At 39.4% G+C, this 15,060-nt stretch carries 9 protein-coding genes and 4 rRNA genes; 8 read left to right on the top strand and 5 right to left on the bottom strand.

Features of this window, described 5'->3' with window-relative positions; all coding sequences use genetic code 11:
* Positions 1 to 197: 197 nt before the first annotated feature.
* The 5 genes from BN6559_RS18470 to BN6559_RS18490 all read left to right on the top strand — a co-directional run bounded on the left by BN6559_RS18470 (position 198) and on the right by BN6559_RS18490 (position 7,067).
* A 16S ribosomal RNA gene (locus tag BN6559_RS18470) occupies positions 198 to 1,861 on the top strand.
* 290 nt (positions 1,862 to 2,151) lie between these two features.
* Positions 2,152 to 5,086: ribosomal RNA gene (locus tag BN6559_RS18475) — 23S ribosomal RNA — on the top strand.
* A 107-nt stretch (positions 5,087 to 5,193) separates the two neighbouring features.
* A 5S ribosomal RNA gene (gene rrf / locus BN6559_RS18480) occupies positions 5,194 to 5,310 on the top strand.
* A 179-nt stretch (positions 5,311 to 5,489) separates the two neighbouring features.
* Positions 5,490 to 5,600, top strand: a 5S ribosomal RNA gene (rrf, locus tag BN6559_RS18485).
* The 16S, 23S and 5S rRNA genes sit together here, the layout of an rRNA operon.
* A 402-nt stretch (positions 5,601 to 6,002) precedes the next feature.
* Positions 6,003 to 7,067, top strand: a complete 1,065-nt coding sequence (locus tag BN6559_RS18490; protein WP_110956101.1) for an HD-GYP domain-containing protein — start codon at positions 6,003 to 6,005, stop codon at positions 7,065 to 7,067.
* A 98-nt stretch (positions 7,068 to 7,165) separates the two neighbouring features.
* On the opposite strand, the gene fba is transcribed toward BN6559_RS18490, so the two are convergent.
* The 4 genes from fba to BN6559_RS18510 form a co-directional block, all read right to left on the bottom strand.
* Positions 7,166 to 8,101 (bottom strand): class II fructose-1,6-bisphosphate aldolase, encoded by a 936-nt coding sequence (gene fba / locus BN6559_RS18495; protein ID WP_110956102.1) that lies wholly within the window; start codon positions 8,099 to 8,101, stop codon positions 7,166 to 7,168.
* A 105-nt stretch (positions 8,102 to 8,206) separates the two neighbouring features.
* Entirely contained in the window at positions 8,207 to 9,082 is an 876-nt protein-coding gene (locus tag BN6559_RS18500; RefSeq protein ID WP_110956103.1) for an RluA family pseudouridine synthase, read from the bottom strand.
* A gap of 112 nt (positions 9,083 to 9,194) precedes the next feature.
* Positions 9,195 to 9,659, bottom strand: a complete 465-nt coding sequence (locus tag BN6559_RS19440; RefSeq protein ID WP_199884144.1) for a hypothetical protein — start codon at positions 9,657 to 9,659, stop codon at positions 9,195 to 9,197.
* 43 nt (positions 9,660 to 9,702) lie between these two features.
* Entirely contained in the window at positions 9,703 to 10,014 is a 312-nt protein-coding gene (locus BN6559_RS18510) for a hypothetical protein (RefSeq protein WP_110956104.1), read from the bottom strand.
* Positions 10,015 to 10,185: 171 nt separating this feature from the next.
* Between BN6559_RS18510 and BN6559_RS18515 the strand changes: the two genes are divergently transcribed.
* Positions 10,186 to 10,680 (top strand): YajQ family cyclic di-GMP-binding protein, encoded by a 495-nt coding sequence (locus BN6559_RS18515; RefSeq protein ID WP_110956105.1) that lies wholly within the window; start codon positions 10,186 to 10,188, stop codon positions 10,678 to 10,680.
* Positions 10,681 to 10,746: 66 nt separating this feature from the next.
* Here BN6559_RS18515 and uraA read toward each other — a convergent pair whose 3' ends face one another.
* Entirely contained in the window at positions 10,747 to 11,991 is a 1,245-nt protein-coding gene (gene uraA / locus BN6559_RS18520) for a uracil permease (protein WP_110956106.1), read from the bottom strand.
* A 377-nt stretch (positions 11,992 to 12,368) separates the two neighbouring features.
* On the opposite strand from uraA, the gene BN6559_RS18525 reads away from it, so the two are divergent.
* On the top strand, positions 12,369 to 13,598 hold the full coding sequence (locus tag BN6559_RS18525) for an aspartate kinase (RefSeq protein WP_110956107.1): 1,230 nt from the start codon (positions 12,369 to 12,371) through the stop codon (positions 13,596 to 13,598).
* A gap of 162 nt (positions 13,599 to 13,760) precedes the next feature.
* Positions 13,761 to 15,011, top strand: a complete 1,251-nt coding sequence (locus BN6559_RS18530) for an aminotransferase class I/II-fold pyridoxal phosphate-dependent enzyme (protein WP_110956108.1) — start codon at positions 13,761 to 13,763, stop codon at positions 15,009 to 15,011.
* The last annotated feature ends 49 nt before the right edge of the window (positions 15,012 to 15,060 follow it).

Genomic DNA, 15,060 nt, shown 5'->3' on the forward strand with positions numbered 1-15,060 from the left:
AACTTAAACGTTGTGTTAATATAAATGAGCTGACAACGAAGCTTGCCAGCAAGTGTTCTCTGAAAACTAAACAATGTAGATGTAATAAATGCCAGATGTGCGGTGTCTATCGTAAGATAAACACAAAACAAAAACAATTTCTTTTAATTAAAGAAACAAGATATTAATTGAGCCTTTTAGGCTTTCTAATAATAAATTTATTGGAGAGTTTGATCCTGGCTCAGGACGAACGCTGGCGGCGTGCCTAACACATGCAAGTCGAACGGAATTACGCTTAACACCGATTTCTTAATAAAAGGTTGGATGTTAAGCTGCTTATGCGGTGAATGAACGAAGTGAATTCACCACGCATAAAAAAGTGCCAACCCATAAGAATTGGGTGTTGAGCGTAATTTAGTGGCGAACGGGTGAGTAACGCGTAGACAACCTACCCTTAAGATGGGGACAACAGATCGAAAGGTCTGCTAATACCGAATATTGTAAAAGAAACGCATGTTTCTTTTACAAAAGATGGCCTCTATATATAAGCTATCGCTAAAGGATGGGTCTGCGTCTGATTAGCTAGTTGGTGAGATAAAAGCTCACCAAGGCAACGATCAGTAGCCGGTCTGAGAGGATGAACGGCCACACTGGGACTGAGACACGGCCCAGACTCCTACGGGAGGCAGCAGTGGGGAATCTTCCGCAATGGACGAAAGTCTGACGGAGCAACGCCGCGTGAGTGAAGAAGGTTTTCGGATCGTAAAGCTCTGTTGTTAAGGACGAATGTATAGATTGTAAATAATGATTTATAATGACGGTACTTAACGAGAAAGCCACGGCTAACTACGTGCCAGCAGCCGCGGTAATACGTAGGTGGCAAGCGTTGTCCGGAATTATTGGGCGTAAAGGGAGCGCAGGTGGGAATGTAAGTCAATCTTAAAAGTGCGGGGCTCAACCCCGTGATGGGATAGAAACTACATTTCTTGAGTGCAGGAGAGGAAAGTGGAATTCCTAGTGTAGCGGTGAAATGCGTAGATATTAGGAGGAACACCAGTGGCGAAGGCGACTTTCTGGACTGTAACTGACACTGAGGCTCGAAAGCTAGGGGAGCGAACGGGATTAGATACCCCGGTAGTCCTAGCCGTAAACGATGGGTACTAGGTGTAGGAGGTATCGACCCCTTCTGTGCCGGAGTTAACGCAATAAGTACCCCGCCTGGGGAGTACGGCCGCAAGGTTGAAACTCAAAGGAATTGACGGGGGCCCGCACAAGCGGTGGAGTATGTGGTTTAATTCGACGCAACGCGAAGAACCTTACCAGGACTTGACATTGATTGAAAAGTATAGAGATATATTCCTCTTCTTCGGAAGACAAGAAAACAGGTGGTGCATGGCTGTCGTCAGCTCGTGTCGTGAGATGTTGGGTTAAGTCCCGCAACGAGCGCAACCCCTATCCTATGTTGCCAGCACGTAAAGGTGGGAACTCATGGGAGACTGCCGCGGAGAACGCGGAGGAAGGCGGGGATGACGTCAAGTCATCATGCCCCTTATGTCCTGGGCTACACACGTACTACAATGGGCTTAAATAGAGGGAAGCAAGACCGCGAGGTGGAGCCAAACCCACAAACAAGCTCTCAGTTCGGATTGTAGGCTGCAACTCGCCTACATGAAGTCGGAATCGCTAGTAATCGCAGGTCAGCATACTGCGGTGAATACGTTCCCGGGCCTTGTACACACCGCCCGTCACACCACGAAAGTCAGTCACACCCAAAGCCGGTGGGGTAACCGTAAGGAGCCAGCCGTCTAAGGTGGGGCCGATGATTGGGGTGAAGTCGTAACAAGGTAGCCGTATCGGAAGGTGCGGCTGGATCACCTCCTTTCTAAGGAGACAAGAAAGTTTAAATGCACTTTCGTAATCCAAGGTCGACACATTTGGCACTACATTGTCTAGTTTTGAGAGAATACGAAAGTATGATCTCAAGATGTTCTTTGAAAACTACACAGAAGAAAATAAAATGTATGAAAACCTCTCTAAATTTTAGAGAGTGAATTAACGAGCATTTTAGGATTCAAAATTAAAATTAAGCATTTAAGTATAAACTTAATGGCTAAATTGATTTAAAGCAAAAGCTAGGACTGGCTAGAAATAGACGAGTCCGGTGAATGCGTAAGTCAAGCTACTAAGGGCATACGGCGGATGCCTAGGCGCCAAGAGCCGAAGAAGGACGCGATAAGCTGCGAAAAGTCATGGGGAGCCGCAAGTAGGCATTGATCCATGAATATCCGAATGGGGGAACCCAGCAGTCGTAATGGACTGTTACCCATGCCTGAGAGCATGAGGAGGTAGACCCGGGGAACTGAAACATCTAAGTACCCGGAGGAAAAGTAATCAATTGAGATTCCCTAAGTAGCGGCGAGCGAACGGGGAAGAGCCCAAACCAGCCAACTTCGGTTGACTGGGGTTGAGGACTGACATAAATCAGAAATGGCTTAGCTGAACGATCTGGGAAGATCGAGCGTAGAAGGTAAAACTCCTGTAAGCAAAAAGCTGCATCTGAGGGTCAGGATCCAGAGTACCACGAGACACGAGGAACCTTGTGGGAAGCAGGGGGGACCACCCTCCAAGGCAAAATACTCCTTGGCGACCGATAGCGCATAGTACCGTGAGGGAAAGGTGAAAAGAACCCCGGGAGGGGAGTGAAATAGAACCTGAAACCGTATGTCTACAAGCAGTTGAAGACCCTTATGTGGTCAACAGCGTGCCTATTGAAGAATGAACCGGCGAGTTACAGTATATAGCGAGGTTAAGTAGAAAATACGGAGCCGAAGCGAAAGCGAGTCTTAATAGGGCGAGAGTTATATATTGTAGACCCGAAACCGCAGTGATCTATCCATGACCAGGTTGAAGCGCAGGTAAAATTGCGTGGAGGACCGAACCCGTGAACGTTGAAAAGTTTTGGGATGAGTTGTGGATAGGGGTGAAATGCCAATCGAACGCGGAGATAGCTGGTTCTCCCCGAAATAGCTTTAGGGCTAGCCTCAAGTGATAAGTATAGACGGTAGAGCTCTGATCGGGCTAGGGGGCGTAAAGCTTACCGAACCCAGTCAAACTGCGAATGGCTATACTGATAGCTTGGGAGTCAGACTGCGAATGATAAGATCCGTAGTCAAGAGGGAAACAGCCCAGAACGCCGACTAAGGTCCCCAATGCTGTGCTAAGTGGCAAAGGATGTAAAACTTCACAAACAACCAGGATGTTGGCTCAGAAGCAGCCACCATTTAAAGAGTGCGTAATAGCTCACTGGTCGAGAGGTTTTGCGCCGAAGATGTCCGGGGCTAAAGCACAGAACCGAAGTCGCGTCAAGATATTGAAAAATATATCTTGGGTAGGGGAGCGTTCTATACACGAAGAAGGTATACCGTGAGGAGTGCTGGAGAGTATAGAAGTGAGAATGCCGGTATGAGTAGCGAAAAGAACAGTGAGAATCTGTTCCACCGAAAGCCTAAGGTTTCCTGAGCAACGATCGTCGACTCAGGGTAAGTCGGGACCTAAGCCGAGGCAAAGAGCGTAGGCGATGGACAACTGGCAAAAATTCCAGTACCACCAATAATTGTTTGAGTGATGGAGTGACACAGAAGGAAGTTCGAGCATACTGATGGAATAGTATGTCTAAGCTTGTAGGGTGAGAGACAGGTAAATCCGTCTCTTGAATACCTGAGGAGTGATGGGTATCTGAGGCTTCGGCCGAAGAGAAATCGAATGGACCACGCTGTCAAGAAAAGCTTCTAGCGAGATTAGAGGTGCCCGTACCGCAAACCGACACAGGTAGGCGGGGAGAGAATCCTAAGGTGCGCGGGAAAACCCTCGTTAAGGAACTCGGCAAAATGCATCCGTAACTTCGGGAAAAGGATGGCCATTGGTTGTGAGCTCTCAAGCAGAGCAAAGCGACTGAAGGCGACAGAAGAGAGGCCCAAGCGACTGTTTACCACAAACACAGGTGCCTGCTAAAGAGAAATCTGACGTATAGGTGCTGACACCTGCCCGGTGCTGGAAGGTTAAGAGGAGCGTTTAGAAGTAATTCGAAGATGTGAATTGAAGCCCCAGTAAACGGCGGCCGTAACTATAACGGTCCTAAGGTAGCGAAATTCCTTGTCGGGTAAGTTCCGACCCGCACGAAAGGTGTAACGACTTGGGCACTGTCTCAACGAGGGACCCGGTGAAATTGAAATACCTGTGAAGATGCAGGTTACCCGCGACTGGACAGAAAGACCCCATGGAGCTTTACTGCAACCTGACATTGAATTTTGGTAAATGATGTACAGGATAGGTGGGAGACTGAGAATATAGAACGCAAGTTTTGTAGGAGTCATTGTTGGGATACCACCCTTCATTTACTGGAATTCTAACTGTAAGAGTAACGAAATTCAAGACAGTGTCAGGCGGGCAGTTTGACTGGGGCGGTCGCCTCCGAAAGAGTAACGGAGGCGCCCAAAGGTTCCCTCAGCGCGGACAGAAATCGCGCGAAGAGTGCAAAGGCAGAAGGGAGCTTGACTGCGAGACGGACAGGTCGAGCAGGGACGAAAGTCGGGCTTAGTGATCCGGTGGTACCGAGTGGAAGGGCCATCGCTCAACGGATAAAAGCTACCCTGGGGATAACAGGCTAATCTCTCCCAAGAGTCCATATCGACGGGGAGGTTTGGCACCTCGATGTCGGCTCATCACATCCTGGGGCTGAAGTAGGTCCCAAGGGTTGGGCTGTTCGCCCATTAAAGTGGTACGTGAGCTGGGTTCAGAACGTCGTGAGACAGTTCGGTCCCTATCCATCGCGGGCGTAAGAAACTTGAAGGGAGCTGCTCCTAGTACGAGAGGACCGGAGTGGACGAACCAATGGTGTACCAATTATTCCGCCAGGAGTACAGTTGGGTAGCTACGTTCGGAAAGGATAAACGCTGAAAGCATCTAAGCGTGAAACCAGCCTTAAGATGAGGTTTCTCATAGAGTAATCTAGTAAGACCCCTTGAAGAAGACAAGGTTGATAGGCCAGGAGTGTAAGTACAGTAATGTGTTCAGCTGACTGGTACTAATAGGTCGAGGGCTTGACTTAAAAAAAGCCAGACACCAGAAGGTGTCTAGAGAAGAAAGAAACTAAAATGCAAGAATTCATACAAGAATAAAACTTCTGTATAGTTTTCAGAGAATAACTCTGAAGAATCTGGTGACGACAGCTATAGGGATCCACCTGTTCCCATACCGAACACAGTAGTTAAGCCTATAAACGCCGAAAGTACTTGGGTGGAAACGCCCTGGGAGGATAGGTAGTTGCCGGTTAAGATGGAAAGCACTCACAAACGTGAGTGCTTTTTTTGTATAAAAATGATTCGCAGGAACAAGACTGGTGAGAGTGCTGCAACTGCTAGGAAGGACGAGAACCTGAGGTGAACAGTACTCCATGTACGTGAAACGAAGGATCGCAGGAGTGACGACGCAGATGTGGTGCTATCGCCATGTCGGGCATCTAAGTGGATTCACCTGTTCCACTACCGAACACAGTAGTTAAGCACTTAGAGGCCAAGGATACTTGGGTGGAAACGCCCTGGGAAAGTCGGTAGTTGCTGGTTAAGTTGAAAAGCACTCACGCTTGTGAGTGCTTTTTTGTTGTAGTGCAGAAATAGATTCGCAGAAGAACAAGACTGACAGAGTGCTACAACTACGAGGAAGAGAGCCTGAGATGTGGAAGTGCTAGTTTTATTCTGGTACAATTATAATTTTAAGGTGGATGGATTTTTTCAGGTAAGCAAAAAGTTTTTGGTTTACAATTTTTTGTTGATTTAATTATGAAATTTTTGTATTTTTTGTAGGCTGCGTTTGATATAATTCTAATGGGAGGGAGAAAAATAAGTATTTTTTCCATGAAAAGTGCTTATTTATATAAAAATTTTTAAATAATTCGAATAAATAGGTCTTTAGTAAGAGTGCTACATTGTGATTTTTTTTTTATAATTGTAGTAAGGGGTGTAATTATGAGAAATATAAATATTAGTGAAATTAGACCAGGCATGACTTTAGCGCGTACAATAATTAATGATAATATGATTGTTGTATTGGCGGAGAATACGCTTTTATCAGAAGCACATATTACCAGATTGAAGTTTTTAGGTATAGAGAGTCTGTATATTAAAGATGATTATGATTTGAATCCTAGAGAATTGCTTGTGCAATCTATGCTGAATCGTAGTAATGGCTTTGTTGCGGAGTATAAAGAAGTTTTGATTGTTGTGGAAAAGCTTTTTAAAGAAATCGCAAATGATAAAGATGTTCCAGTGAAAAAGATGAAAAAGTTAGTAAATGATACGATTGTACCCATGGTACGCCAAAGTGGTGTTATTGATTATTTGTATGAGTTAAAATCTATGGATAATTCAACTTATAATCATTCATTGCGCGTTGCAATTTTAGCTGGTGTATTAGCTAAATGGCTAGAGTATGAGGAAGCTGCTATCCAAGATGTTATTTTTGCAGGTTTTTTACACGATATTGGAAAAACTCAGTTGGATCAAAAAATAATTGAAAAGAATATTGAGAATTTGTCTGACGAGGAAAAAGAAATCTATATTCAGCATCCAATAGAGGGGAATAAAATTGTATCAAATAATGCAAATTTATCTGAAGGTGTTAAGAGAGCTGTGTTACAGCATCATGAAAAAGTCGATGGTACTGGTTTTCCTTTTAATTTGTTAGGTGATGATATTCATGATTATGCAAAAATAGTGGCTGTAGCAAATACATATGATAATATTACAACAGAAAGAGAAGGTTTTTTAAAGCAAACGCCGTTCTCGGCATTGGTGATGATTACGAAAGGTATGTTCGATATTTTGGATCCAAGAATATGTATGCCATTCGTAATGAATGTCCAGCAGGCTTTTATTGGCTCCACAATATTGTTATCTGATAAAACGAAGGGACAAATTATTCAATATCCGAAGGATTATGCTGCATTACCATTGGTAAAATTAGATACCGGTGTCATTATTGATTTAAATAAAGAAGCAGCTTTGAACATTATTGAATATAATCCAGCGTGATTTTTGTTATTTTATAAAAAAGAAAAAGTAAATGGTCTAAATCATTGATGATTTAGACCATTTACAATTTATAAAGAGATTATAGATTTTTCTTTAGGTTAAGCTTTACCATTACAGCCAAGAACATGTACCAATTTATGTTTAACTAATTCTTTGATATTTGCTCTAGCTGGAGTTAAATATTGTCTTGGGTCAAAGTGAGAAGGATTTGTGAATAAGTGTTCTCTAATACCAGCAGTTAAAGCAAGGCGTAAATCAGAATCAATATTAATTTTGCAGACTGCCATTTTAGCAGCTTGACGTAACATGTCTTCTGGGATGCCGATTGCATCTGCTAGATTACCGCCGTTTTTATTGATTGCTTCAACATATTTTGGAACGACAGAAGAAGCACCATGTAGAACGATTGGGAAATTAGGAAGTCTGGATTCAATCTCTTCCAAAATATCAAAACGTAATTTTGGTTTTTGACCAGGTTTAAATTTGAAAGCACCATGACTTGTCCCGATTGCAATTGCTAAAGAATCCACACCAGTGCTTTTAACAAATTCTTCAACTTGTTCTGGTTGCGTATAGGAAGCATCTTCAGCGGATACGTTTACATCATCTTCAATACCTGCAAGTTGTCCTAATTCACCTTCTACTACAACGCCTTTACTGTGTGCATAGTCAACAACACGTTTAGTTAATTCGATATTGTCTTTGAAACTATGATGTGAACCATCAATCATAACTGAAGTGAATCCACCATCGATACAAGATTTACAAATATCAAAATCAGCACCGTGATCTAAATGAAGTGCGATTGGAAGGTCAGTATCTTCAAGAGCTGCTTGAACTAAATGCACTAAGTAAGTATGTTTTGCATATTTTCTTGCACCAGCAGAAACTTGTAAAATAAGAGGTGCATTTTCTTCTTTAGCCGCTTCTGTAATTCCTTGAACAATTTCCATGTTGTTTACATTGAAAGCACCGATTGCATAGCCGCCTTCATAAGCTTTTTTAAACATTTCTTTAGTTGTAACTAATGGCATAATATTACCCCCTAAGTAAATTATATAAAATACTACTAGCTCGTTCATTATAACATATTTTATAGTTTTAAAATATAGTTATACTTTAAATTTATTCTAAAATTATTATTGTGTATTGATAATTTGTTGGATATCTTTGGGCAATTGACTGGTTAATTCAATTTTTTGTTTTGTAATTGGGTGAATAAAAGCTAATTGTTTTGCATGCAATGCTTGGCGATGAATTAGTTCCGTTGCTTTACCGTATAAGTCGTCGCCTAGAATTGGGTGTCCTATGAAAGATAAGTGAACACGAAGTTGGTGTGTGCGCCCTGTTGTAAGTTCGAGTTCTACTAAGGAGAAATCTGAAAAAGTTTTTATTATTTTATAATGTGTAATCGCTTCTTGTCCATTTTCTGAGACCACGCGTTCGATAATGCTATTGGGTTTTCGGGCAATCGGTGCATGAATGATTCCTTCAGTTGGGGCAGGCGTGCCTAAAACTAAGGCTTGATATGTACGATGCAGTGTTTTTTGTTGTGAAGAAAAAGAGAAAAGATTTTGAATATGGGGCATTTTGGCGATCAAGACAAGGCCAGATGTGTTTTTATCTAAGCGATGAACTGGATGAAAAGATAATGGCAATCCTTGCTTTTTATAATGATATAAGAGCGCGTTTGCTAAGGTTGTGTAGTGTTCTTTGGTTGTTGGGTGTACTAACTGTCCAGCTGGTTTGTCAATGACAATGAGATATTCATCCTCGTAACAAATATTTAACGGCATTTCAATGGGGGAAATCTGACAATGTTCTTCAATTTCATAGCTGATATGATCATTTGCTTTTATCATTGCAGTTCCAGGATTAATTAATATACCATTAATTTTGAGGCAATTATTATTTTTTATTTTACGCCAAAGGGTAAGAGAAATATTTTCGTACTTACGTAGATAGTTTTTGATAGGTTGAGCTTCTATTTCATTAGGAACAGTGAAAGTAGGCATAAAATCTCCTTGTAATGTTAATTATGTATTTGAATCAATTATATTATACAGAATATCTTTATAATATGTAAGAAAAGTTAAGGTAGGAGTGGATAATTACCCACCCCTGTTTTTACAATGTTGAGTGTATCATAGAAATGATTGTAGCGATACAGTCGCGTTCTACTAGTGTTGATTCAATTAAATAATCTTTCATTGGTTCTCCATTTATTTTGTAGATATATATAACTCGTTGATGTCGACGAATTAGGGCATGGATAAGGCTTGCGATAAAAACTCGTTTGATTTGGTGTGAATTTTCACTAGTATCTGCTTCTGTACGAAGATCTAATCCGATTTTATTGAGTGAAACGTTCATTTCTTCATCATGCATGCAAATTAGATGAATTACATCTATATAGGTATGCCAATGATGATTTGCAATATTATCTAATGTGTCGCGCATGGTACCGCTTGCAAGTTGCGCAGAATCTAATGCAGTTCGCATTAAATCCAGCTGTTCAATACATTCTTCATGTAATGCTTTCATATGGTCAAAGTCCATTGACATAGGTTTACGATTACGGAAATTTCGCAAATAGATTACCCCCTGTTAAAGTTTATTCCTATGCCAAATATTGCTATTTATCAAGTGCTAGAAATCTAATCATACAAATAGGAATGTACATTGAAAGTGATTTACGATGCATGCAAAGATTGACAATGATAAAATCACAGCCTACATAGCAAAGTGAACCACATAATGTTTCTCGACCACAGACTCTGGCATCTACGGAAAATATAATTTTACATCCGAGCATGCCGAGTAAACGATCCTTGAATGACGCATCAGGAAATGTACCACACATTCGCTGATCATAGCAGTTATATCCCATATCATTATTCGGTTCAGCGCATTCGTTATTATACCAATGTGGATAGTTACAATCCATAAAGCATTCGACCTCCTCTATGTTAAGGAAAGATAAAGTTGGATTTAGAGTATAATATGAATAAATTTATAATAATGCTACCAGATAAAAGAGAGATTGTTTAAAAATGATTTGCAGGAATTTCGCAAAATAGTCAAGAATAATAACAAAAAGTATTTTAGGAGGAGTTTTATGGCAAAAGATTGTTCATTTGATGTAGTATCTGAAACAGATATGCAGGAAGTTAATAATGCTGTAAATCAAGCAATGAAGGAAATTGGTCAGCGTTTTGATTTTAGAAATAGTAAATCTAATATTACTTTAGAGGGGAATGATTTAAAAATAATCAGTGATGATGAATTTAAATTAGAGAATGTATTAGATATACTGAAAGCCAAGGCAATTAAACGGAATGTGTCTACAAAGAGTTTTGATTATGGTAAGATTGAGGCAGCAGCGCAAGGAACTGTGCGGCAAATAGTTAAAGTGAAAAGTGGAATTAGCAAAGAAAATGCTAAAAAAGTGATAAATTTAATCAAAGAAACAAAGCTAAAAGTGCAAGCGCAGATTCAAGATGATCAAGTGCGCGTGTCTGGAAAAAATAAAGATGATTTACAGCAGATTATTGCAAAATTAAGACAAGCAGATCTTGACATTGATTTGCAGTTTATAAATTTTAGAGCATAACATAAATAAAGCGAGCAATGTATTTCTATTCGAAATCATTGCTCGCTTTATTTATGTTAAATTCTCTTATGATTTTTTATTGATTAATTCAATAATTCTAAAAGATAGACTTAGAATTATTGCAACAATTGTTGCTAATGCCATTCCTTTCATGGTAACTGTACCTAGTGTTATGCTTGCACCGCTAACACCGATACCAAGTACGACAGAGGTAAGAATTAAGTTAGCAGGTTTGTTGTAATCTACTTTTGCTTCGACTAACATTCGAAGTCCAGATGTTGCAATTACACCAAACAGTAATAAGGAGACACCGCCCATAACAGGAACGGGGATCGTTTGAATTGCTGCAGCAAGTTTGCCCACGAAAGAGAGGATAATAGCAAAAATTGCTGCGCCTCCGATTACCCATACACTGTAAACTTTAGTGATTGCAAGAACGCCGATATTTTCACCGTACGTTGTGTTTGGTGTGGAACCAAAGAAGCCAGAAATAATGGTAGATATACCATTGCCTAATAAGGATTTATCAAGTCCAGGATCTTTTGTTAAGTCTTTATCAATAATGTTGCCAGTAACGATTAAGTGACCGATGTGTTCAGCGATAACTACGAGTGCTGCCGGTAATATAATGACGATTGCACTCATATTAAATATAGGAGAATAAATTGTTGGCATAGCAAACCATGCAGCAGTATAAATTGGAGATAAATCTACTAAACCCATGAATAGCGATAATGCATAACCACTTAGTACACCAATTAAGATTGGAATAATAGCTAGAAATCCGCGAAAGGCGACTGAGCCTAAAATGGTTACGAGTAGAGTAAATATAGATACAGTGATTACTTTGGCATCGATGACATCGCCCGTTAATCCTGCCATACCTGCAGCTGTAGGCATTAATTCCAAGCCTATTACGGCGACAATTGCACCCATGGCTGCTGGTGGAAATACTACATCGATCCATTGGGTGCCAAGAGCACGAATACTCAACCCGACAAGAGAAAATACTATACCTACAACGATAAATCCACCGAGGGTTGCTTCGTAACCGTATTGTGGTAAGATTACAAAAACAGGTGAAATAAATGCAAAACTAGAACCTAAGTAGGCAGGGATTTTACCCTTACAAATGAATAAATAAAGTAGTGTTCCAATCCCATTAAAGAGTAAAATTGTTGCTGGATTTACTTTAAATAAAATTGGAACTAACACGGTAGCACCAAACATAGCAAATAAATGTTGGAGGCTAAGTGGAATTGTTGTAAACAATGGTAATTTTTCTTCGACTTTTATGACACGATTATTCATGTAATAAATCTCTCCTTATATAAATGATTTGGGCAAAATAAAAATCTCTTACAAGCATGTAAGAGACAGAAAATGTACATAATTCATTCTATTATGCACCTTTTCAGTCTCACAGGACTACATTAAAAGGATACTACCCTTAAAACTTATCACAGATTCAGAAAAAAGTCTAGTTGGTTTTACTGATTACAACAGTATGTTGACAAAATTTTTATAAACAAGTTAAAAAGTATTACATTTATATCTGATATCGGTTATAATGATTAAATATTAAATTTATTTTTTTTGTAATAATTTGTCCATGTACAAGAGGACTTTGTGTTTTTGCGAAGAATTACAAAAATGATAAAGTGTTAAACAAGTTTAGGGGGAGAGCAATGGGGTTAATTGTAAAAAAGTTTGGTGGTAGTTCTGTTGGCAATATAGAAAAAATTATGGCAGTAGCCAAAAGAATCATAGATGAAAAGCAGCCAAATGATAAAATTGTTATGGTTGTATCTGCAATGGGAGATACAACGGATGATTTAATCGCACTTGCTAAAAAAATTAATAAAGAACCATATCAATATGCACGTGAAATGGATATGCTTTTGACAACTGGTGAACAAGTATCTATTTCATTGCTTACAATGGCATTTAAAACACTTGGTCAGCCCGCTATATCATTAACAGGTTCGCTCGCAGGAGTGAAAACGAATTCTGTACATACAAAAGGAAAAATAACGGATATTAAACCAGAAAGAGTGCTTGCTGAACTTGATAAGGGGAATATCGTTGTTGTGGCTGGTTTTCAAGGCTCGGATGATGCTGGTGATCCAGTAACACTTGGCAGAGGCGGATCTGATACTTCTGCTGTAGCACTTGCTGGAGCTCTCAAAGCTGATAGTTGTGAAATTTTTACCGACGTTGATGGTATTTATTCTGCTGATCCGCGAATTGTTAAAGATGCGCGTAAAATGAAAGAAATTACGTATCATGAAATGCTTGAAATGGCCAGATTAGGTGCAGGGGTAATGCAGCCTAGATCTGTCGAAATGGGCAAGTATTTTAATATTCCCATTCATGTTCGTTCAACGTTTACTACACAACCGGGTACTTTTATTAGGGAGGAATATACAATGGAAGATAAAGAGTTTACAATTAGAGGCGTTGCACATGATAATGATGTGGCAAAGATTGCTGTATTAGGTGTTCCTAATAATCCTGGAATTGCACATGCTATTTTTTCTGCACTTGCGGATGCAAATGTTGATGTTGATATGATTGTACAAAGTATCCGTAATATTGAGAAAAATGTAACAGACATGGTGTTTACTGTTGCAATTACAGACTTACCAGAGGCAAAGAAGCTTGTCGATAAAGTAGCCGAAGATTTAAATGCAATTGCTGTGCTCATTGAAGAAGATGTTGCAAAAGTTTCTATTGTAGGTGCAGGCATGTTGGGCAGCCCTGGGATAGCAGCTAGGATGTTTGGTGCGTTATCAAAAGCTGGAGTTAATATTGAGGTAATTAGTACCTCTGAAATCAGTATATCGTGTCTAATAAAAAATACGAAATTGCAGGAAGCAGTAAATGCAATTCATGAGGAATTTTTTCCGGCGAAATAATATTGAAAAGTTCATATGCTAGCTGCTCTGATGAGTAGCTAGTTTTCTTGTGTGTGTTATATATAGGTTAAAAAGAAATTCAATGTTTTATAAAATATAAGACATTTGATTATTTAAAATATTAATTTTATTTGCCAAAATGGCTATTAGGGGGAGAAATAAATGTTAACTAGTATTGCTGCATCTCATTCAAAGGGAAAATTTGCAACTGACAAGATTTTTGGAGCAAGTGGTGCTGCTGTAAAGGCTTGTGAACAATATGGTAAAGAGAAAGTTGTAAACGCTACAATTGGCGCTATTATGGATGATAACGAAAATTTGACTTGTATACCTACAGTGGAAAAAGTGTTGCGTGGGTTACCAATCCAAGAATTGATCGCTTATGCGCCGATTTCTGGTTTGCCTGAGTATTTGCAAGCTACAATTAATCTTGCCTTTGCAGATAATAAACCAGAAGCATATTTTAATTCAGTTGCTACTGCAGGTGGCAGCGGGGTTATTCATCATACGATTTGGAACTATTCTGAAATAGGAGATACGGTACTTACTTCTGATTGGTACTGGGGACCATACAATGTTCTTTGTAAAGAAGCTTTGAGAAATTTAGATACATATCAATTATTTGATGAAAATCAAAATTTTAATATTAAGGGATTTGAGTCTAAAGTAAATGAAATCTTGGCAAAACAAAGTTCTATCGTCATTATAATTAATACGCCAGCACATAATCCAACAGGGTTTAGCCTGACTGATGAAGATTGGACTAAAGTACTAGATGTATGTAAAGCACAGGCAAAGAATCCGGATAAAAAGATTACGATTTTAGTTGATATTGCGTATATTGATTATGCTGGTGAAAAGAACGAATCGCGTAAATTTTTACGGAAGTTTAGCAACTTACCAGAAAATATTCTGGGGATTTTAGCGTTTAGTATGTCGAAAGGATATACGATGTATGGACAACGTACAGGTGCTATGATCGGTATATCTTCTAGTAAAGCAATTATTGAGGAATTTGCAGCGATTAACCAATATACAAGTCGTGCGACTTGGTCAAATATTAATCGTGGTGCAATGCGCCTTTTAACAACAATTGATCAAGATAAAACATTACTTGCGCAGTTTGAAGCAGAGCGCGATGTTTTATATAAAATGATTCGTGAACGTGCAAGTATCTTTATGGAAGAATCTAAAGCATGCGGATTAAATGTACTTCCATATAGGGCAGGCTTCTTTATTTCTATTCCAGCAGATGACCCAGATGCTGTTTGCGAAAAGTTACATGATGATTTAATTTTTGCAGTACCATTGAAGATGGGCGTTCGAATTGCTGTTTGTGCAATATCTGCAGCTAAGGTAAAAGGGATGGCAGAAAAAACATTAAAAGCAATGCAATATGTTGCAAATAAATAAATTTATTTAATTTTTATAAACTTACTTATAATTTTATCTATAAGTAAGT

The sequence above is a fragment of the Massilibacillus massiliensis genome (genome assembly GCF_900086705.1).
Lineage (GTDB): Bacteria > Bacillota > Negativicutes > FLKF01 > FLKF01 > Massilibacillus > Massilibacillus massiliensis.

Bases quoted from the DNA above. Each gene is read 5' to 3' on its own strand.
- fba (WP_110956102.1), bottom strand. From the start codon at position 8,101: ATGCCATTAGTTACAACTAAAGAAATGTTTAAAAAAGCTTATGAAGGC.
- BN6559_RS18490 (WP_110956101.1), top strand. From the start codon at position 6,003: ATGAGAAATATAAATATTAGTGAAATTAGACCAGGCATGACTTTAGCG.
- BN6559_RS18510 (WP_110956104.1), bottom strand. From the start codon at position 10,014: ATGGATTGTAACTATCCACATTGGTATAATAACGAATGCGCTGAACCG.
- uraA (WP_110956106.1), bottom strand. From the start codon at position 11,991: ATGAATAATCGTGTCATAAAAGTCGAAGAAAAATTACCATTGTTTACA.
- BN6559_RS18500 (WP_110956103.1), bottom strand. From the start codon at position 9,082: ATGCCTACTTTCACTGTTCCTAATGAAATAGAAGCTCAACCTATCAAA.
- BN6559_RS18515 (WP_110956105.1), top strand. From the start codon at position 10,186: ATGGCAAAAGATTGTTCATTTGATGTAGTATCTGAAACAGATATGCAG.
- BN6559_RS18530 (WP_110956108.1), top strand. From the start codon at position 13,761: ATGTTAACTAGTATTGCTGCATCTCATTCAAAGGGAAAATTTGCAACT.
- BN6559_RS18525 (WP_110956107.1), top strand. From the start codon at position 12,369: ATGGGGTTAATTGTAAAAAAGTTTGGTGGTAGTTCTGTTGGCAATATA.